Origin of the sequence: Streptococcus oralis (assembly GCF_019929365.1) — a bacterium.
Taxonomy (GTDB): domain Bacteria; phylum Bacillota; class Bacilli; order Lactobacillales; family Streptococcaceae; genus Streptococcus; species Streptococcus oralis_BT.
Genome location: NZ_JAHZPH010000002.1, coordinates 47,905 through 66,143, shown reverse-complemented (window position 1 = coordinate 66,143; position 18,239 = coordinate 47,905). Strand labels below are relative to the sequence as shown.

21 protein-coding genes and 1 pseudogene are annotated in these 18,239 nt (G+C 43.1%); 8 read left to right on the top strand and 14 right to left on the bottom strand.

The window, feature by feature from the left end; all coding sequences use genetic code 11:
- Window positions 1-127: 127 nt before the first annotated feature.
- From rsfS to K1I53_RS03905, 8 genes are all read right to left on the bottom strand, one after another.
- Window positions 128-481 carry a ribosome silencing factor gene (gene rsfS / locus K1I53_RS03940; RefSeq protein ID WP_223328476.1) on the bottom strand — a complete coding sequence of 118 codons (354 nt, stop codon included), beginning with the start codon at window positions 479-481 and terminating at the stop codon, window positions 128-130.
- Window positions 482-1,075 (bottom strand): bis(5'-nucleosyl)-tetraphosphatase (symmetrical) YqeK, encoded by a 594-nt coding sequence (yqeK, locus tag K1I53_RS03935; RefSeq protein WP_223328475.1) that lies wholly within the window; start codon window positions 1,073-1,075, stop codon window positions 482-484.
- Window positions 1,075-1,704 carry a nicotinate-nucleotide adenylyltransferase gene (locus K1I53_RS03930; RefSeq protein WP_223328474.1) on the bottom strand — a complete coding sequence of 210 codons (630 nt, stop codon included), beginning with the start codon at window positions 1,702-1,704 and terminating at the stop codon, window positions 1,075-1,077. The genes yqeK and K1I53_RS03930 overlap by 1 nt, the downstream gene beginning before the upstream one ends.
- 51 nt (window positions 1,705-1,755) lie before the next feature.
- On the bottom strand, window positions 1,756-2,067 hold the full coding sequence (yhbY, locus tag K1I53_RS03925) for a ribosome assembly RNA-binding protein YhbY (RefSeq protein WP_096408160.1): 312 nt from the start codon (window positions 2,065-2,067) through the stop codon (window positions 1,756-1,758).
- A gap of 213 nt (window positions 2,068-2,280) precedes the next feature.
- Entirely contained in the window at window positions 2,281-3,387 is a 1,107-nt protein-coding gene (yqeH, locus tag K1I53_RS03920) for a ribosome biogenesis GTPase YqeH (RefSeq protein WP_223328473.1), read from the bottom strand.
- A gap of 2 nt (window positions 3,388-3,389) precedes the next feature.
- A complete protein-coding gene (locus K1I53_RS03915) occupies window positions 3,390-3,917 on the bottom strand; it encodes a YqeG family HAD IIIA-type phosphatase (protein ID WP_006153778.1) in 528 nt (175 codons plus the stop codon).
- A gap of 17 nt (window positions 3,918-3,934) precedes the next feature.
- The gene (locus tag K1I53_RS03910; RefSeq protein ID WP_223328472.1) at window positions 3,935-4,843 is read right to left on the bottom strand and encodes a magnesium transporter CorA family protein; all 909 of its coding nucleotides are present in this window, start codon (window positions 4,841-4,843) and stop codon (window positions 3,935-3,937) included.
- Window positions 4,844-4,900: 57 nt separating this feature from the next.
- Window positions 4,901-5,461 (bottom strand): mechanosensitive ion channel family protein, encoded by a 561-nt coding sequence (locus K1I53_RS03905; protein WP_001154837.1) that lies wholly within the window; start codon window positions 5,459-5,461, stop codon window positions 4,901-4,903.
- A gap of 149 nt (window positions 5,462-5,610) precedes the next feature.
- Between K1I53_RS03905 and sstT the strand changes: the two genes are divergently transcribed.
- Together sstT and K1I53_RS03895 are read left to right on the top strand one after the other, a co-directional pair.
- Window positions 5,611-6,816, top strand: a complete 1,206-nt coding sequence (gene sstT / locus K1I53_RS03900) for a serine/threonine transporter SstT (RefSeq protein ID WP_223328471.1) — start codon at window positions 5,611-5,613, stop codon at window positions 6,814-6,816.
- 67 nt (window positions 6,817-6,883) lie between these two features.
- Entirely contained in the window at window positions 6,884-7,837 is a 954-nt protein-coding gene (locus K1I53_RS03895) for an aromatic acid exporter family protein (protein ID WP_223328470.1), read from the top strand.
- 199 nt (window positions 7,838-8,036) lie between these two features.
- Here K1I53_RS03895 and K1I53_RS03890 read toward each other — a convergent pair whose 3' ends face one another.
- Window positions 8,037-9,581 (bottom strand): peptide chain release factor 3, encoded by a 1,545-nt coding sequence (locus K1I53_RS03890; protein ID WP_223328469.1) that lies wholly within the window; start codon window positions 9,579-9,581, stop codon window positions 8,037-8,039.
- A 141-nt stretch (window positions 9,582-9,722) separates the two neighbouring features.
- Window positions 9,723-10,415 (bottom strand): annotated as a pseudogene (locus K1I53_RS03885) (YwaF family protein).
- Between the two features lie 204 nt (window positions 10,416-10,619).
- Here K1I53_RS03885 and gatC point away from each other — a divergent pair.
- From gatC to nusB, 6 genes are all read left to right on the top strand, one after another.
- The gene (gene gatC, locus K1I53_RS03880; protein WP_000705420.1) at window positions 10,620-10,922 is read left to right on the top strand and encodes an Asp-tRNA(Asn)/Glu-tRNA(Gln) amidotransferase subunit GatC; all 303 of its coding nucleotides are present in this window, start codon (window positions 10,620-10,622) and stop codon (window positions 10,920-10,922) included.
- A complete protein-coding gene (gene gatA / locus K1I53_RS03875) occupies window positions 10,922-12,388 on the top strand; it encodes an Asp-tRNA(Asn)/Glu-tRNA(Gln) amidotransferase subunit GatA (RefSeq protein ID WP_223328468.1) in 1,467 nt (488 codons plus the stop codon). Before gatC ends, gatA begins: the two co-directional genes overlap by 1 nt.
- Window positions 12,388-13,830: an Asp-tRNA(Asn)/Glu-tRNA(Gln) amidotransferase subunit GatB gene (gene gatB / locus K1I53_RS03870; RefSeq protein WP_223328467.1), complete on the top strand. Its 1,443-nt coding sequence runs from the start codon at window positions 12,388-12,390 to the stop codon at window positions 13,828-13,830. The genes gatA and gatB overlap by 1 nt, the downstream gene beginning before the upstream one ends.
- A 128-nt stretch (window positions 13,831-13,958) precedes the next feature.
- Window positions 13,959-14,519, top strand: a complete 561-nt coding sequence (gene efp, locus K1I53_RS03865) for an elongation factor P (RefSeq protein ID WP_223328466.1) — start codon at window positions 13,959-13,961, stop codon at window positions 14,517-14,519.
- Between the two features lie 21 nt (window positions 14,520-14,540).
- Window positions 14,541-14,930: an Asp23/Gls24 family envelope stress response protein gene (locus K1I53_RS03860; protein WP_223328465.1), complete on the top strand. Its 390-nt coding sequence runs from the start codon at window positions 14,541-14,543 to the stop codon at window positions 14,928-14,930.
- Entirely contained in the window at window positions 14,923-15,345 is a 423-nt protein-coding gene (gene nusB / locus K1I53_RS03855) for a transcription antitermination factor NusB (protein WP_000203645.1), read from the top strand. The genes K1I53_RS03860 and nusB overlap by 8 nt, the downstream gene beginning before the upstream one ends.
- Before the next feature lie 158 nt (window positions 15,346-15,503).
- Here nusB and K1I53_RS03850 read toward each other — a convergent pair whose 3' ends face one another.
- From K1I53_RS03850 to K1I53_RS03835, 4 genes are read right to left on the bottom strand one after another with little or no spacing between them, the layout of a single operon-like run.
- Window positions 15,504-15,812 (bottom strand): hypothetical protein, encoded by a 309-nt coding sequence (locus tag K1I53_RS03850; RefSeq protein WP_223328464.1) that lies wholly within the window; start codon window positions 15,810-15,812, stop codon window positions 15,504-15,506.
- Window positions 15,813-15,825: 13 nt separating this feature from the next.
- Window positions 15,826-16,140 (bottom strand): hypothetical protein, encoded by a 315-nt coding sequence (locus K1I53_RS03845; protein ID WP_223328463.1) that lies wholly within the window; start codon window positions 16,138-16,140, stop codon window positions 15,826-15,828.
- A complete protein-coding gene (locus tag K1I53_RS03840) occupies window positions 16,121-17,821 on the bottom strand; it encodes a cutinase family protein (RefSeq protein ID WP_223328462.1) in 1,701 nt (566 codons plus the stop codon). Before K1I53_RS03840 ends, K1I53_RS03845 begins: the two co-directional genes overlap by 20 nt.
- On the bottom strand, window positions 17,814-18,215 hold the full coding sequence (locus K1I53_RS03835; RefSeq protein ID WP_223328461.1) for a hypothetical protein: 402 nt from the start codon (window positions 18,213-18,215) through the stop codon (window positions 17,814-17,816). Before K1I53_RS03835 ends, K1I53_RS03840 begins: the two co-directional genes overlap by 8 nt.
- Window positions 18,216-18,239 lie beyond the last annotated feature (24 nt).

Here is an 18,239-nt window from a genome sequence, read left to right as displayed (position 1 = left end):
CTCTTTTTCTCACAGCTTTTAGCTCGTGTTCAGTTTCAAGATCAACCAAACACGACGCCCTCACCTTTCTATCAATTTTTTCTAAAATAAGCAAATAAACCCAGTTGACTGCAACTGAGTTCATCTACTAGGCCAAGGCTTCTGAAATATCTACTGACTCTGCCTCATGCCATAGTTTTTCTAGGTTATAATGGGCACGCATTTCTTCTGAAAAGACATGCACGACGACACCGCCTAGGTCTAGTAAGACCCAGCCTCCAGCTGCATCGCCTTCAACATGACTGCCTTTAAAGCCTGCTTCCGCTACTTTTTCACGGATATTATCTGCGATAGCGTCCAACTGACGGCTATTCATCGAGCTAGTGATGACAAAGTAGTCCGTCACGCTGGTCAAATCTTGTACATCAAGTGCGAGAATATCCTCCGCACGTTTCTCATCAGCCGCTTTCACGACTAGTTCTAGTAATTCTTTTTCGTTCATTTAGTCCTCTTTCAAATAGTGCACATAGGCGTTATAGGTTTCAAGGGTTTGGGGATAGATGGGAAATCCTTGGTGAGCCAAATGCTCGACAGTGCGAGCTGTCTCATAGGCCACTGCCTTATTGAGCGATAGCTCAGCAATCTCACGCGCCACATCCACTCCCGGAAATGCTCGGTTATGCTCGATGTAGTCTGCGACATAGATAACCTTATCTAAGTCTGTCATCTGACCAGCCCCGACTGTATGGATTTCAATGGCTCGCAGGATTTCAGGATCTTGCAAATCCAAATCTTCCTGAATCTTGTAGATGCCGACCATGCCATGCCAGACATTGTTGCCCCAGTTTTTGAGGTCAGGGTCTAGCTGATAACGGGCAATCAAGTTTAGAAAATCCTGATCTGACAACTTTTTAGCATAGTCGTGGAGAAGTCCTGCTAGACCTGCTTTCTCACTATCCACATCAAAGCGCTGAGCCAGTTCTATGGCCGCACGCTCCACACCCAAGCAATGGGTTAAGCGTTTTTCAGGCAGAAGCTCTGCCATTTTTTCCAACAAAGCCTCACGGGAGCAGTTGATATAGTCTTGATAGGCCATCAGTAGAGTCCCTCCTTCTCGATGTAGTCTAGCACTGGCTGAGGTAGGAGAAAGTTGGGTTTCCGACCTTGGGCAAGGAAGTCACGCACCATGCTGGACGAGATGTCCATGAGAGGCACATCCACCCAGATAACTGGATAGGAAGTCCCTGCCTTGTAGCGTGGGCGCTGAACTCCAACAAACTGAACCATGTCAACCAGTTCATCAATTCGGTACCACTTAGGCAGATAGTCCACCATATCAGCCCCGATAATGAAGTAATAATCCGTGTCTGGATGTTGCTCTGTCAAAATCTTCATGGTGTCGTAGGTATAGGAAATGCCCTTGCGCTCTAGCTCAATGGTTTCAATGGCTAGACCTTCAATCCCCTCAATCGCTAACTTAAGCATCTTGAGACGGTGGTGCTCGGGGATGGTTTCCTTTTTATCTACATGAGGAGGTTGGTATTCGGGCATGAGCAGAACTTGATCCAGTCCCAACTGTTGTCGTACTTGGTCCGCCACAACAAGATGGGCATTGTGAACGGGGTTAAAATTCCCCCCTAAAATCCCAACTTGTTTGCGTTTTTTCTCCTTGATTTCTGGCTCCAACTCTACCTTGGTAAAGGGAGTCAATAATTCGATTGCCATAGGCTCGTCTTCCTTTAATTCTCTGTAAAAACAGTTGTTTGGAGTAGGGGGTTAGATTTCTTTAACTTTCTTGGAAATCTTGCGATTTTCTTTCTTGCTGGATTGTTTAAACAAGATCAAGATGCGTCCGATTTTTTGGACAGTATCCACACCAATTTCTTCTTCCAAGATTTCAGCTACTTCGTGGATGTTTTCATCTGTGTTTTGTAAGAGAGTAACCTTGATCAATTCACGCGCGTCAAGAGCTTGACGGACGCTGGTTTTGATTTGGTCGTTGAGACCATTTTTTCCGATTTGGATGATGGGTTTGAGGGTGTGTGCCTGACTGTTGAGGTAGGCACGTTGTTTCGATGTTAATGACATAATTTCTTTAAAAGAGTTTCTTTTAATACTTTTCTGAAGTGGTGATGGACGTCAGCAAAGTCCTGCGGACTTTCATGACTAAAATTTGAGCCTAAGGTCTCAAATTTTCCGCAGTTGGTACAATCGCTTGTACCAACTGACACCACGGCGAAAAGTATCTTCTATGGGCTCGCAATGCTCGCCTTTATAAAGATAACCCTTTCCTTTCTGTGTTTAAATAATTGCTTTTCGTGTGACGACTGCGACGCCTTCTGGGGCCCAGACGGCGACTTTGGCGGTGCCTGTTACGCGGATCCAGCCTAGTCCTGAGATGACCAGGTCTGTCTTATCCTTGATGGTAAAGACATGTTGGACTAGTTTTGGAAAATCTTCTTTTTCCTTGCTATTTGGTGGAGTTAGAAGGGTTCCCAGATGCTTGTCATAAAAGGCACTAGCGCCTTCTAGCTTGGTACGGTGGAGTTTGAGTTCATTGTCAAAAAAGGCAGTGAAACCTTGCTTTTCTCCTGCAATAAAGTCAAATCGACCCAAACCACCTAAAAATAGGGTTTGTTCAGGATTGAGCTGATAGGTTTTGGGCTTGATTTCCTTTTTAGGACTGACATACTTGAGATTTTTAGCCGTCAAGTAGTGGGCCATTTGGTGACGGTGGATGATTCCCGGCGTATCGTAGATATAAGATCCGTCGTCAAGCGGAATCTCAATCTTGTCCAATGTTGTTCCTGGAAAGCGTGAAGTCGTGATGACATTCTGGTCGCCCGTGATTTCCTGGATGATGGCATTGATAAGAGTTGACTTTCCAACATTGGTCACACCGACCACGTAGACATCACGGCCCTTACGGTAGTGCTCGATTTTGTCAATGACTTCCTTGATGGCCTGCTTGTTTTGGGCTGAAGTCAGGACGACATCTACTGGACGAAGTCCTTCTTCGTGGGCACGTTCCATGAGCCACTGGCTAATCTTGCCCGGTTTAACAGACTTGGGCAGGATATCTTTTTTATTTCCGACCAAGAGGACATCATTGCCCGATACAAAGCGTGGCAAGCCTGGGATGACAGAACCATTAAAGTCAAAGATATCAATGACATTGACCACCAAGGCATCACTGTCCCCCACCTCGTGCAAGAGCTTGAGGAAATCATCGTCTGTCAACTGGACATCTGTGATTTCATTGTAGTGACGGAGACGGAAACAACGTTGGCAATAGACTTCCCCTGTCTCCAAACCTTTTTCGAGTGCCGATTGGGGAGTAAATCCAAGACCAGCCTTGTCTGTCGTCTGAATGGTTGCTCCACAACCAATACAGAGAATTTCTTCCATAGTTAGATTCCTTTTTTATATGTAATCGGTCCGTACTTTTCAGTAATTTGCTTCATGACACGGCGCTCACGAGCTCGGTTAATCTGTGTCTTAATAGAGTCATGTTGGACCAAGGGTTTGACTAAGATTGAGCGAATACCTGCACGGTGGGCTGCTCGTATATCCGTCATAAGCTGATCGCCGACCATGACCACTTCATTTTTCTCATAGTGAAATTCCTTCATGGCACGGTCAATTCCAAAGGTGAAGGGCTTAAGAGCCCAATAAACGTAATCAATTCCAAATTTCTCAACTGCACGTTGAACTCGTTTTTTGGTGTTATTTGATACGACGATGATGCGAATACCTGCATCCCGAAGGTCATGTAGCCATTGCTTCATCTCTGGCGTCCCATCAGGGTTGTTCCAAGCAATGAGGGTATTATCCAAATCGACCAAAACAGCCTTGATTCCCTGCGCTTGCAGACTTGGAACTGTCAGATCATAGACTGCTTCCACAGCAAAATCTGGCATATAGTTTTCAATCGCCATTCTGGCTCCTTTTCTTTTTAATTTCTAGCAATTTTCTTTAAATATTGGGCTAAGACTGCCCATAAAATTAGACTAGCTAGCAAAATATAAATCCAAGCATCTGGTTCATCTGTAAACGGTAAGGGAACATTCATTCCGAAAAATCCTGTAATAACCGCAAGGATAGCTAGCAAGACTGAGATAATTGTCAAAGTTGTCAAATTATCATTTAGATTATTATTTAGGATGTTGTTGTAAGAGGCTGAGAGTTGTTGCAAAACTTGAGAAATCAAGTCTGTCATCGAAACCAACTGATGAGCTTCAATCATAGCATCGTCAAACTGCTCTCTTTCTACCTCATTAAGATTGCGATAAAGAGCATGCCCTTGGATATGTTCCAAGAGGAGACGATTTTGTTTAGCAGCAGCTGTCAGGTAAACCATACCAGTTTCCAAGTCAGAGAGGGCAAAAAGATTTTTTTTAGTTGTTTTTTGACGAAGAAGTGCACTGATTTCATCCTTACTTTTATCCATCTCTTCAATAACTGGATAATAAGCATTGCTAATAATCTCTAAACTGGCAAAAAGAAATTTGTAGATTGAAACAACTTCATGGCTTTCAAGGTAGGATGCCATTCGTTTAATCACATAACTATTCTTGTGGTTGCTAATTGTGATCAGCCGTTGTTTTTCAACGATAAAGGTCATCGGAATCGCTTCATAATATTCCTTGTCTTTTTCTAAATCAAGAACATTATAAATAAAGGTTACCGTCCCCGTTTCACGGTTATAATCCATGTGAGCACGTTCATTTCTATCTAGAGCATACTCAATGGTTTCCTTGTCCAATCCATAGATGTCAGAAAGATCTTCCGTATTTTTAATCTTGTCCACATCAAGGTCTATCCAAGTACAATCATGACCTAGTTTTTTCTCTACAAATAGCATACTCTCTCCTTTGCCAAACTCTTTCTATTGTACCATAAATCTGCCAAAATAGCAGACCTACTCTGTACGAGAGAAGTTGCTGACAACAGTGATATTTCGGTTGGGAACAAAGTGAAGGGCTTGGTCGTCACTGCGAAGTTGGGTCGTACGGATTCCTACACTGACAACCTTTCCAGACACGGTAATAGGACCATTTGTGAGGATCACTTCGTCGCCCACATCGAGCTGGCGTTCAAAGAGGATGAAAAAGCCATTGATGACATCGGATAGAAAGCCTTGCGCCCCCATTCCAATGGCAACTCCAGCAATCCCTGCCCCAGCAAGAAGGCTGGAAACTGGCAAGCCTAAAATGGACAAGATACAGTAGATTAAAAAGAAATAAAGGGTATAGTTAAAGATATTTTCAAGCAAACGAGAAATAGTCTTCTGTCTGCCAGCATCTCGATTTGAAAATTTAAGCGAGGGCTTGACAATCTTTCGTACAGTCGCATGAAGCATCTTTTTAGCTATATAAAATAACAGAAAGAGAATCAAAAGAGAAATCACCTTGGTCAAGAGATTCTCTAATACAGTTGTTACATCCAATTTATCAAGATAACGTTGAAAAAATTCTTGCATACAAAACTCCTTTCTAGTATTATACCACAAATCATCCCGTTCAAATCCCTCATAAATATTCCGATATTCCCCCAAACTCAAAAAAAGACTTGCCTCAACGGCATATTTATACTATAATCATAAACAATACACTTTGAAGGAGACTATTTATGAAAAAAATCATTCGTGCCTGGAACAAGGCCAGCCTCATCAAACGTATCCTAATCGGCATGCTTCTGGGAGCCTCTCTAGGGCTACTTTTTCCTAATCTGTCGGGGCTCGGCATTCTCGGTGACCTATTCGTTGGGGGTCTGAAAGCCATTGCTCCTGTCTTGGTCTTTACCCTCGTCGCAAATGCCCTCTCACAACATCAAAAAGGGCAAGATACCAATATGAAGACCGTTATTTTTCTCTATCTACTCGGCACCTTTGCAGCTGCCTTGATTGCTGTACTGGCTAGTTTTCTCTTCCCCGTCCAGATTACTCTTAGCAGTGCAAGCACAGAGGTTGCCCCACCAGACGGCATCGGTCAAGTTCTCAGCAACCTCCTGCTGAATCTCGTGGACAATCCCCTCAACGCCGTCGTCAAAGCCAACTATATTGGAATTCTATCATGGGCTGTTGTCTTTGGACTTGCTATGAGAGAAGCTAGCAAAAACAGCAAGGAATTGCTCAAAACCATGGCTGGTGTAACTTCCAAGATTGTAGAGTGGATTATCAATTTGGCACCTTTCGGAATTATGGGCTTGGTCTTCAAAACCATCTCTGATAAAGGAATTACCAGCCTTGCTAACTACGGAATTTTGCTAGGACTCTTGATTGCAACCATGGCTTTTGTGGCCCTTGTCATCAATCCCCTCATTGCCTTTCTCCTTATGAGAAAAAATCCTTACCCCCTTGTTTTTAAATGTTTGCGTGTCAGTGGAATTACAGCTTTCTTTACTCGTAGTTCTGCCGCTAATATCCCTGTCAACATGAAACTCTGCCAAGATCTTGGACTCAATCCAGATACCTACTCTGTTTCTATTCCCCTTGGCTCCACTATCAACATGGCTGGTGCAGCCGTAACCATTAACATTTTGACTCTAGCTGCAGTCAATACTCTGGGAATCTCTGTCGACTTTGGTACAGCCTTTGTGCTCAGTGTAGTGGCTGCCATTTCTGCCTGCGGAGCTTCTGGAATCGCTGGTGGATCACTCCTCCTCATTCCCGTCGCTTGTAGTCTCTTTGGGATTTCAAATGACGTTGCTATGCAGGTAGTCGGAGTTGGTTTTGTCATCGGTGTCGTCCAAGATTCCTGCGAAACTGCCCTGAACTCTTCTACCGACGTCCTCTTTACAGCAGTAGCTGAGTACGCGTCGGCACGTAAAAAATAGATTTTTTAAGACAAGTCTTCCAAGCCTTGTCTTTTATACTCTTATTCTAATATTATAGGAAATTCTCATGTCTATCACCCAACGTACGACAAAACTGATCTTAGCGACCTGCCTCGCTTGTTTCCTCGCTTATTTTTTTGAGTTATCTTCAGCAGTTTCAGCTGGAATTATCGCCCTCTTAAGCCTATCCGACACGCGCAGAAGCACGCTGAAATTAGCACGTAACCGCCTCTTTTCTATGCTCCTAGCGCTCGCTATCGGTGTTCTAGCCTTTCAGCTGACGGGCTTTCACATTTGGAGTCTGGGCCTCTATCTGGCTCTCTATGTCCCTCTTTCTTACAAAATGGGCTGGGAAATCGGCATCACCCCTAGCAGTGTCTTGGTCGGTCATCTCTTGGTACAGGAATCTACTTCTCCAGCTCTCTTGCTCAATGAAGTGCTCCTCTTTCTCATCGGGACAAGCTTTGCTCTATTGGTCAACCTTTATATGCCCTCTCGTGAGAAAGCCATCCAAAGCTACCACCTTCAGGTCGAGGAAAAGTTAAAAGACATCCTGCTTCGCTTTAAATACTATCTGTCAAGAGGAGACGGGCGCAATCAAGCCCAACTCGTTGACCAATTAGACAACCTCCTCGATGAAGCCCTCAAACTGGTCTACCTGGATCACTCGGACCACCTCTTTCACCAGACGGACTATCACATCCACTACTTTGAGATGAGACAGCGACAAAGTCGTATCCTGCGAAATATGGCCCAGCAGATCAATACCTGTCATTTGGCCGCAAGTGAGAGTTTGATCTTGGCCCAGCTCTTTTCAAAGATTGCTGCCCAGCTAAGCCAGACCAATCCTGCTCATGACCTACTTGATGACATCGAACGCTATCTGCAAGTCTTCCGCAATCGGAGTCTCCCTAAAACACGTGAGGAGTTTGAAACCCGTGCCACCCTCCTGCAACTACTACGCGAAGCCGAAACCTTTATCCAGGTCAAGGTCGATTTTTACCAGAAATATGGAAACTAGAAAAACCTCAGAAGAATTCACGTAACATGATTTCTCTGAGGTTTTTAATTTACCTTTGACTTCAATTACCTTTACTATATGAAAAAATCCACGAATCGATACTATTCGTGGATTTTTCCTAGTGAAGCGTTTAGGTAGACCGCCATAGCGGTTACCGTCAAATGACAGCAACTTTATGTTGCTAGTCATTTGTAACGATTTACATTTTTTCCTCCAGCTCTACGTCTGGATATTTATCCGCAAACCAGCGGAGGGCAAAGTCATTTTCAAAGAGGAAGACTGGTTGGTCGAAGCGGTCCTTGGCCAAGATATTGCGGCTTGAGGACATGCGCTCGTCCAAGTCCTCAGGCTTGATCCAACGAACCGTCTTTTTACCCATTGGGCTCATGACTACTTCTGCATTGTACTCGCCTTCCATACGGTGCTTAAAGACTTCAAATTGGAGTTGTCCCACAGCACCCAGCATATACTCGCCTGTTTGGTAATTTTTATAAAGCTGAATCGCTCCTTCTTGCACCAGTTGTTCAATCCCCTTGTAGAAGGATTTTTGCTTCATGACATTCTTGGCAGAAACCTTCATGAAAATCTCTGGTGTAAAGGTTGGTAGTGGTTCAAATTCAAACTTGTTTTTCCCAACAGTTAGCGTATCTCCAACCTGATAAGTACCTGTATCGTAAACCCCGATAATATCACCTGCCACAGCATTGGTCACATTCTCACGACTTTCCGCCATAAACTGAGTGACATTGGATAGCTTGGCTCCCTTACCAGTACGAGGCAGGTTAACACTCATCCCACGCTCAAACTCACCCGAAACGATACGGACAAAGGCGATGCGGTCACGGTGACGAGGATCCATGTTGGCTTGGATTTTAAAGACAAATCCTGAGAAATCCTTATCGTAAGGATCGACAATTTCTCCGTCTATTTTCTTGTGACCATGTGGTTCTGGAGCAAACTTGAGGAAGGTCTCAAGGAAGGTCTGCACACCAAAGTTAGTAAGGGCTGAACCGAAGAAGACAGGTGTCAATTCTCCAGCCAGAATAGCTTCCTCTGAAAACTCATTTCCAGCTTCATTTAGAAGCTCGATATCATCCTTGACTTGCTCATAGAAAGGATTGCTCGCAAAAAGTTTGTCCCCATCTTCCAGACTGGCAAAACGCTCATCCCCTTTATAGAGCTCCAAGCGTTGGTTATAGAGGTCATATAAGCCCTCAAAGGCTTTCCCCATACCAATTGGCCAGTTCATGGGGTAGCTAGCAATCCCCAAGACTTCTTCCAATTCCTGCAAGAGGTCCAGTGGTTCACGACCGTCACGGTCCAACTTGTTCATAAAGGTAAAGACTGGAATGCCACGGTGTTTGACAACTTCAAACAATTTCTTGGTTTGAGCCTCGATACCCTTGGCAGAGTCCACGACCATGACCGCAGCATCCACCGCCATCAAGGTTCGATAAGTGTCTTCTGAAAAGTCCTCGTGCCCTGGTGTGTCAAGGATATTCACACGCTTCCCATCGTAGTCAAACTGCATAACAGATGAGGTTACCGAAATACCACGTTGTTTCTCGATATCCATCCAGTCAGACTTGGCAAAAGTCCCTGTTTTCTTACCTTTTACGGTACCAGCCTCACGAATCTCGCCCCCGAAGTAGAGCAACTGCTCAGTGATGGTTGTTTTCCCGGCGTCCGGGTGGGAAATAATGGCAAAGGTACGGCGTTTCTTGATTTCTTCTTGTAAAGTCATCTTCTTCTCTTTCTTTCATTTTAGTATAATGGTGAATGTTAGTATTTTTTTATTTTACATTGGAATATTCTAATCCTTTCAACACTCCATTATATCGGATTTCGGGGAGTTTTTCAATCGCTCATCAGATGAAAAGGTAAGCTAGAGCATAGATTTCACCTGATTTCTCTTTTTCCACCGTTTCTTGAACAAGATATCAAAGAGAAGCAAAGCTAGAGAAAGAATAACCGACACAAGGAGGTACTTTATCCATAGAGGAGCATTCGAGATAAACGGTGTATCTCTTAAGAGACCATAATTTCCACCGGTCACCATATTAACCCCAACTAGAAAGAGATTGAGAACGAAAGTATAGACTACGATCATACACTTCTTAAGTAAGCTCTTGTCGTAGTGATTCATCAAGTAGACCAAGGAATTCACCAAAAGGGCATAGTGCCCAATCAAAAATGAAAAACTGGTGATGTGTGGAAAATCATAGGGGTCAAAAACGGGGTAAACCAAGGCAAATACCGCTCCACTTGCTCCTAAGAGGGCAAAATATTGCTTGCTCCGCCATTTATCTGGTAAGAAAACTACCGCAAACATGGCTAAACGGCAATGATAAAATGGAAGGCTATTAGAAAATGGGATCCCAAAGCCAACATACCAACTATAAAGGGCTAGTAACTGGAGGATCTAAATCCCCTTAAACAAGCAGACAAAGCGTGGATTCTTGTGATAAGCAAGTGCTCCATAAATACAAAGTACTAAGAGAAACATCATAATCCCATACCAAAAAAGTGAAATGGGAGGAGGAATGGTTTGGAATCTTGTAAAAAAATTATGTAGCATATTTTCTATCCTAACTCATCTTTCGAGGAATTCTTCCTACATTAATCTCTAGTCTCAATCAATTTTTCTTTTAGTTTAACCATTATAGCGAATTAAAAGCGATTTTTCAATTTCTATTTCTTTTCGCTTTGCCTTAGCTTATTTATAGGAAAATATGGTAAAATAGAACAGACTAAAAATCATCATTTCACGAAAGGATGCAAGATGAAAATTACGCAAGAAGAGGTAACACACGTTGCCAATCTTTCAAAATTAAGATTCTCAGAAGAAGAAACTGCTGCCTTTGCGACCACCTTGTCTAAAATTGTTGACATGGTTGAATTGCTAGGCGAAGTCGACACAACTGGTGTCGCACCTACTACGACCATGGCTGACCGCAAGACCGTACTCCGCCCTGATGTGGCTGAAGAAGGAACAGACCGTGACCGCTTGTTTAAAAATGTACCTGAAAAAGAAAACTACTATATCAAGGTACCAGCTATCCTAGATGATGGAGGAGATGCCTAATGACTTTTAATAACAAAACTATTGAAGACTTGCACAATCTCCTTGTCTCTAAGGAGATTTCAGCAACTGAATTGACACAAGCCTCGCTTGAAGATATCAAGTCTCGCGAGGCAGCTATCAACGCTTTTGTCACTATCGCTGAAGAGCAAGCCCTTGCTCAAGCTAAAGCCATTGATGAAACTGGAATCGATGCGGACAATGTTCTTTCAGGAATTCCACTGGCTGTTAAGGATAATATCTCTACTGACGGTATCCTTACAACTGCTGCCTCAAAAATGCTCTATAACTACGAACCTATCTTTGATGCGACTGCCGTTTCCAATGCAAAAGCTAAAGGCATGATTGTCGTAGGGAAAACCAACATGGACGAATTTGCCATGGGTGGTTCAGGTGAGACTTCTCACTACGGTGCCACTAAAAACGCTTGGGACCAAAACAAGGTTCCTGGTGGCTCATCTAGTGGTTCCGCTGCAGCGGTAGCTTCAGGACAAGTCCGCTTGTCACTTGGTTCTGATACTGGTGGTTCTATCCGCCAACCTGCTGCCTTTAACGGGATTGTTGGTCTCAAACCAACCTACGGAACAGTTTCTCGTTTCGGTCTTATTGCCTTCGGTAGCTCATTAGACCAGATTGGACCTTTCGCACCAACTGTTAAGGAAAATGCCCTCTTGCTTAACGCTATTGCCAGCGAAGATGCTAAAGACTCTACTTCTGCCCCTGTCCGCATCGCTGACTTTACTTCAAAAATCGGTCAAGACATCAAGGGCATGAAAATTGCTTTGCCTAAGGAATACCTCGGTGAAGGGATTGACCCAGAGGTTAAGGAAACCATTCTGAATGCCGCTAAACACTTTGAAAAACTTGGTGCCATCGTCGAAGAAGTTAGCCTTCCTCACTCAAAATACGGTGTTGCCGTTTACTACATTATCGCTTCATCAGAAGCATCCTCAAACTTGCAACGTTTTGACGGTATTCGTTACGGCTACCGCGCAGTGGATGCGACTAATCTTGACGAAATCTATGTCAACAGCCGTAGCCAAGGTTTCGGTGAAGAAGTGAAACGCCGTATCATGCTAGGTACTTTCAGCCTTTCATCAGGTTACTACGATGCCTACTACAAGAAAGCTGGTCAGGTCCGTACCCTCATCATCCAAGATTTCGAAAAAGTCTTTGCGGATTACGACTTGATTTTGGGACCAACTGCTCCAAGCGTTGCCTATGACTTGGACTCACTCAACCACGACCCTGTTGCCATGTACTTGGCTGACCTCTTGACCATCCCAGTCAACTTAGCAGGTCTCCCAGGAATTTCGATTCCTGCTGGATTCTCTCAAGGTCTACCTGTCGGTCTCCAATTGATTGGTCCTAAATACTCTGAGGAAACCATTTACCAAGCTGCTGCTGCCTTTGAAGCAACAACAGACTACCACAAACAACAACCCGTGATTTTTGGAGGTGACAACTAATGAACTTTGAAACAGTCATTGGACTTGAAGTCCACGTAGAGCTCAACACCAATTCAAAAATCTTCTCACCTACTTCTGCCCACTTTGGAAATGATCAAAATGCCAATACCAACGTGATTGACTGGTCTTTCCCAGGAGTTCTGCCAGTTCTCAATAAAGGGGTTGTCGATGCTGGTATCAAGGCAGCACTTGCCCTCAACATGGACATCCACAAAAAGATGCACTTTGACCGCAAGAACTATTTCTACCCTGATAATCCAAAAGCCTACCAAATTTCTCAGTTTGATGAACCTATCGGCTACAATGGTTGGATTGAAGTGGAACTAGAAGACGGTACGACCAAGAAAATCGGTATCGAGCGCGCCCACCTAGAGGAAGATGCTGGTAAAAACACCCACGGTACAGATGGCTACTCCTATGTTGACCTCAACCGCCAAGGGGTGCCATTGATTGAGATTGTATCTGAAGCGGACATGCGTTCTCCTGAAGAAGCCTACGCTTATCTAACAGCCTTAAAGGAAGTCATCCAGTACGCTGGCATTTCTGACGTTAAAATGGAAGAAGGTTCGATGCGTGTGGATGCCAACATCTCCCTTCGCCCTTATGGTCAAGAAAAATTCGGTACCAAGACTGAGTTGAAAAACTTAAACTCCTTCTCTAACGTCCGTAAGGGGCTTGAATACGAAGTCCAACGCCAAGCTGAAATCCTTCGCTCAGGTGGTCAAATCCGCCAAGAAACACGTCGTTACGATGAAGCCAACAAGGCAACTATCCTCATGCGTGTCAAAGAAGGTGCTGCAGACTACCGCTACTTCCCAGAACCAGACCTACCACTCTTTGAAATCTCAGATGAGTGGATTGAGGAAATGCGAACAGAATTGCCAGAATTTCCAAAAGAACGCCGTGCACGCTACGTATCTGAGCTTGGCTTGTCAGACTACGATGCTAGCCAGTTGACGACAAACAAAGTCACTTCTGACTTCTTTGAAAAAGCTGTTGCCCTCGGTGGCGATGCTAAACAAGTTTCTAACTGGCTCCAAGGGGAAGTCGCTCAGTTCTTGAACGCCGAAGGCAAAACACTAGAACAAATCGAATTGACACCAGAAAACTTGGTTGAAATGATTGCCATCATCGAAGATGGTACCATCTCCTCTAAGATTGCCAAGAAAGTCTTTGTCCATCTGGCTAAAAATGGCGGTGGCGCGCGTGAATACGTGGAAAAAGCTGGATTGGTGCAAATCTCTGATCCAGATGTGTTAATTCCAATCATCCACCAAGTCTTTGCGGATAACGAAGCTGCCGTTGCCGACTTCAAGTCCGGTAAACGAAACGCAGACAAGGCCTTCACAGGCTTCCTTATGAAGGCAACCAAAGGCCAAGCCAATCCACAAGTTGCCCTTAAACTACTCGCCCAGGAATTGGCTAAGTTGAAAGAAAACTAGACAGAACAAAACCAGCCCTAAGGTTGGTTTTTTCTTCTCTACCAACTCCCAATAACTATTTTGGCTTTATTTCCAGAGTATTTTATGGTAAAATGAAGAGTAATAATATTTATTAAAGAGGTAAAAACATGATTGAAGCAAGTAAATTAAAAGCTGGTATGACCTTTGAAACAGCTGACGGAAAATTGATCCGCGTTTTGGAAGCTAGCCACCACAAACCAGGTAAAGGAAACACAATCATGCGTATGAAATTGCGTGATGTCCGTACTGGTTCTACATTTGACACAAGCTATCGTCCAGAGGAAAAATTTGAACAAGCCATCATCGAGACTGTCCCAGCTCAATACTTGTACAAAATGGATGAAACTGCCTACTTCATGAACACTGAAACTTACGACCAATACGAAATCCCTGTAGTCAACGTTGAAAACGAATTGCTTTACATCCTTGAAAACTCTGATGTGAAAATCCAATTCTACGGAACTGAAGTAATCGGTGTAACTGTACCAACTACTGTTGAATTGACAGTTGCAGAAACTCAACCATCTATCAAAGGTGCTACTGTTACAGGTTCTGGTAAGCCAGCAACAATGGAAACTGGTCTTGTCGTAAACGTGCCAGACTTCATCGAAGCAGGACAAAAACTCGTTATCAACACTGCAGAAGGAACTTACGTTTCTCGTGCCTAATCTCTAGAAAGAGGTCATTCTATGGGAATTGAAGAACAACTTGGCGAAATCGTTATCGCCCCACGTGTACTTGAAAAAATCATTGCTATTGCTACAGCAAAAGTAGAGGGTGTTCACTCTTTTTCAAACAAATCAGTATCTGACACCCTTTCGAAACTTTCGCTCGGCCGCGGTGTTTATCTTAAAAACGTGAACGAAGAACTCACAGCAGATATCTACCTCTACCTTGAGTACGGAGTAAAAGTTCCTAAGGTAGCTGTTGCTATCCAAAAAGCTGTCAAAGATGCAGTCCGCAACATGGCTGATGTAGAACTCACTGCTATCAATATCCACGTTGCAGGTATCGTTCCAGATAAAACACCAAAACCTGACTTGAAAGACTTGTTTGATGAGGACTTCCTCAATGACTAGTCCACTATTAGAATCTAGACGTGAGCTCCGTAAATGCGCTTTTCAAGCTCTCATGAGCCTTGAGTTCGGTACAGATGTCGAAACTGCTTGTCGTTTCGCCTACACACACGATCGTGAAGATACGGATGTGCAACTTCCAGCCTTTTTGACAGAGCTAGTTTCTGGTGTTCAAGCTAAAAAAGAAGAACTAGACAAGCAAATCACACAGCATTTAAAAGCAGGTTGGACCATTGAACGCTTAACGCTCGTGGAGAGAAACCTCCTTCGCTTGGGAGTCTTTGAAATCACTTCATTTGACACCCCTCAGCTAGTTGCTGTTAATGAAGCTATCGAGCTTGCAAAGAACTTCTCAGATCAAAAATCTGCCCGTTTTATCAATGGACTGCTCAGCCAGTTTGTAACAGAAGAACAGTAAATAGAAAAAGTGTTTGACAAATATCAAACACTTTTTTGCTACCCACTATCTAAAAAAATGATAATAGATATAATATTACAAGTTTAATATTCATTTTTTTAAAAATATAATAAAAAAGCGTTATAATTAACCTAAATATCTCTTATAGGGTATATTTGTTATAGATCCTTTTCTTCTAACTTTCGATAAAAGTTTTTATTCTCTTGGTGTCGAGCTTCCAGTACATTCTCTATACGACTCTTATAAAGTTGATGATAGTTATCTAAATTGTTCTCTATCTCAAAGATATATGGTTGAATTTCAGCAAAACTACTGTCTCTGCATGCATAGGAAAGCGCCTCTAGGAGATGATCCGTCTCCCTACTAAACTTGTGGAAATCATCATCCAAATCCATCTCCAAACGCTCTAAGTCTCGTAATTTACGATTGTGCTCATCCTCTAATTTCTGAAGTTCCTTTTTATCCATGACCAGTTTTCTCCTAGCTTTTGATCGGACTCTGTAAAGTAGGTGTTTGCAAGGTCTGTGTCAAGTAAGTTTCGGCAGCATCTGCAGCTTTCCCCTCAAATCCACCCTTAATATTGTTCACATAGGTCTTAGAAGAGTAATCTTGCATATCTGTGGCTGCTTCCTGCAACTTTTTAGCTAATTCTGCTCCTTTAGCAAGGATTGACAACTCTTTTGCAGTTACCAAGGCCCTAACTGCTTGGCGTTCTTGTTCCTTCATTCTTTCTTTGAAGCCTCTATCGAGTTGCTCTCTTGTAATTAAAGTATCCTCATCCGTTAGGACTACCATTTTTCCCCCTCCATGTTTGCTTTACATCCGCCAATAGATTATTAAAATCTTCAGCACTATCTGTATCTATGGTCTCAAAGGAGCCACTAGCTTTAACCAAGCTTTCCCCCAGTTGCTCGATTTGTGTCAGAAAGGATGTTGCTGCAGTCTTCGTGTCACTCGCAACGCCTTCATCCCAAAAGCTTGTTGTATCAAAACCAGAAAGCAGATTCGTAACTTCTGAACTTGACAAATATCCAACCATGTCAAACGCTGTCTGCCTTGTTTCTTTTATCATGTTTTGAATATCTTCCTTAGCATCTGAAAGTAAGGTTTTCACAGATTTTACTTTATCTTCCATGTCAAAATTTGCCAACTGGGCTGCTGTCTGAAGCAACTGAGCTCGAACCAAGATTCTTTGATTTCCTGAAAGATTGCCATTTCTCAGTTGTTCCTGATAACGAGGAATAGCTTCTCGATCCCACTTTATAGATTCCTGACGAGCTTCTTCGACGATTTTACTATATTCAGTTGTAAAATTCTCGTAAATTGAATAACCAATAGCTGCCTTTATTTTAAACTCACCTCTCATAATGGAATTTAAAACATTTGTGGCTACATTTTCATCAACTCCTAAAGCCCTGAGAGAATCCAAAGATGTCGCAATCAGTCGAGCCAGCTTTTCACCTGCCCTGAGCAATTCTGGGTGAAAATCCTCAGACGCAGTCAATAAATTTCCCTTTCCATCCGATTGGAAAACACCAAAGTCATGGGAACTTTCCGGATCAGTAATCTGGGTATAATGAAGGGGAACAAGGACATTGACTTTACCGACGGGTTTCTTAAGTGGTTCATCGGAGTCCCCAGGTAATTTAGTGATGGTATGCTCGCGGTTAAGCATACCCACGACATCAAAAGGATTGACATAGTACTCGATTTTTTCGCTAATCTTTTTGATTTTCTCATCACTGAGTCCCATTTTCTTTAAACTCTTTGTCGTGTCTGGACCGTCAAAGAGGACGACTTTGCCGATTTTCTCAAGCTCCTCATCGCTAAGGCCCGCTACTCCTTGCGCAGAGACAATGGTTCCCAGGGAGTGACCTGTGATGTCCATCGTCGCATTTGGAGCCTTTTCGCGCATCTCAGCGATTTTCGTCTTCATTCCTACTGTTGCTAACTTGGCTTGAGGCGTATGGATATGGTTGAGAGCAAACTGAGCGTCGTTGTCAACCCAGTCGTTCCAATTTTCTTTACTGATGGCATCACTTCCGCGGATGGTCATATAGGTTTTCTTGGTGTCTTTAGTCAAGGTTGGCGTATCCGTTAAGTAGTAGGCATTAAAACCAGCTCTCTCGTCCGTTAAGAGCCCTTTTTGATAGAGTTTGGTCTTGTGAGGTTCCTGTCTCATACCGTTCGTATCAGGAACAGGAACTGTTGTGATTTTATAAACATCGTGTAAATCAGGATCTGGTTGCAAGTAGACTTTCCCATTATGAGGAAGGTTCTTACCTCCGGGGGTGATTTCTTTCTTATAAACAACATCTTGGGAAAAATCAAAAGGGACTGAAGTTCCCGAATCTAATTTCGCCTTATTTTTCTCACTTAATGATTCATAAGGAAATCTAATCGGCCTCCCACGGTAAGAAGATTGTGCTAAATCTGCATAAAAATTATCAAAGGTTTTTAAGTTACTGTTAGTCAAAAAGTTCACCTCCTAATCTTATACCATTGCTGATACCCATGCTTTCCAAATCAACTTTTCCTTCTTTAATTTCTATTAGGACATTCCAGTCTGATTCTTTTAGATTATTAAATTCACCAAATATGCTAACAACTTCCCCTCCGCCTTGTGGGGTTCCATTTCCAACTTTTTCCCACTTAGTTTCATGCCAATTTATTTGAACAGATTCTATCTTTGGATTTTGAGATTTCACAAAATCCTTAATCTCCTCTTCATGCTCCTTTAAATAAGCCAACTGCTTGGCTCGCGGACTAAGAAATACTCCTCCAAATAGATTTGTTTTCTGCGCCATCCATGCTCCTCCTCCGAATACTACAAGTGCTAAAACTAGCCAAAGTAAGGTACGTTTTTTCATCTCTTTCCTCCTATACAGCGGAAT

Excerpts from the sequence above, each read along its gene's own strand:
- rsfS (WP_223328476.1), bottom strand. The coding sequence starts at position 481 with ATGAACGAAAAAGAATTACTAGAACTAGTCGTGAAAGCGGCTGATGAG.
- yqeK (WP_223328475.1), bottom strand. The coding sequence starts at position 1,075 with ATGGCCTATCAAGACTATATCAACTGCTCCCGTGAGGCTTTGTTGGAA.
- K1I53_RS03930 (WP_223328474.1), bottom strand. The coding sequence starts at position 1,704 with ATGGCAATCGAATTATTGACTCCCTTTACCAAGGTAGAGTTGGAGCCA.
- yhbY (WP_096408160.1), bottom strand. The coding sequence starts at position 2,067 with ATGTCATTAACATCGAAACAACGTGCCTACCTCAACAGTCAGGCACAC.
- yqeH (WP_223328473.1), bottom strand. The coding sequence starts at position 3,387 with ATGGAAGAAATTCTCTGTATTGGTTGTGGAGCAACCATTCAGACGACA.
- K1I53_RS03915 (WP_006153778.1), bottom strand. The coding sequence starts at position 3,917 with ATGGCGATTGAAAACTATATGCCAGATTTTGCTGTGGAAGCAGTCTAT.
- K1I53_RS03910 (WP_223328472.1), bottom strand. The coding sequence starts at position 4,843 with ATGCTATTTGTAGAGAAAAAACTAGGTCATGATTGTACTTGGATAGAC.
- K1I53_RS03905 (WP_001154837.1), bottom strand. The coding sequence starts at position 5,461 with ATGCAAGAATTTTTTCAACGTTATCTTGATAAATTGGATGTAACAACT.
- sstT (WP_223328471.1), top strand. The coding sequence starts at position 5,611 with ATGAAAAAAATCATTCGTGCCTGGAACAAGGCCAGCCTCATCAAACGT.
- K1I53_RS03895 (WP_223328470.1), top strand. The coding sequence starts at position 6,884 with ATGTCTATCACCCAACGTACGACAAAACTGATCTTAGCGACCTGCCTC.
- K1I53_RS03890 (WP_223328469.1), bottom strand. The coding sequence starts at position 9,581 with ATGACTTTACAAGAAGAAATCAAGAAACGCCGTACCTTTGCCATTATT.
- gatC (WP_000705420.1), top strand. The coding sequence starts at position 10,620 with ATGAAAATTACGCAAGAAGAGGTAACACACGTTGCCAATCTTTCAAAA.
- gatA (WP_223328468.1), top strand. The coding sequence starts at position 10,922 with ATGACTTTTAATAACAAAACTATTGAAGACTTGCACAATCTCCTTGTC.
- gatB (WP_223328467.1), top strand. The coding sequence starts at position 12,388 with ATGAACTTTGAAACAGTCATTGGACTTGAAGTCCACGTAGAGCTCAAC.
- efp (WP_223328466.1), top strand. The coding sequence starts at position 13,959 with ATGATTGAAGCAAGTAAATTAAAAGCTGGTATGACCTTTGAAACAGCT.
- K1I53_RS03860 (WP_223328465.1), top strand. The coding sequence starts at position 14,541 with ATGGGAATTGAAGAACAACTTGGCGAAATCGTTATCGCCCCACGTGTA.
- nusB (WP_000203645.1), top strand. The coding sequence starts at position 14,923 with ATGACTAGTCCACTATTAGAATCTAGACGTGAGCTCCGTAAATGCGCT.
- K1I53_RS03850 (WP_223328464.1), bottom strand. The coding sequence starts at position 15,812 with ATGGATAAAAAGGAACTTCAGAAATTAGAGGATGAGCACAATCGTAAA.
- K1I53_RS03845 (WP_223328463.1), bottom strand. The coding sequence starts at position 16,140 with ATGGTAGTCCTAACGGATGAGGATACTTTAATTACAAGAGAGCAACTC.
- K1I53_RS03835 (WP_223328461.1), bottom strand. The coding sequence starts at position 18,215 with ATGAAAAAACGTACCTTACTTTGGCTAGTTTTAGCACTTGTAGTATTC.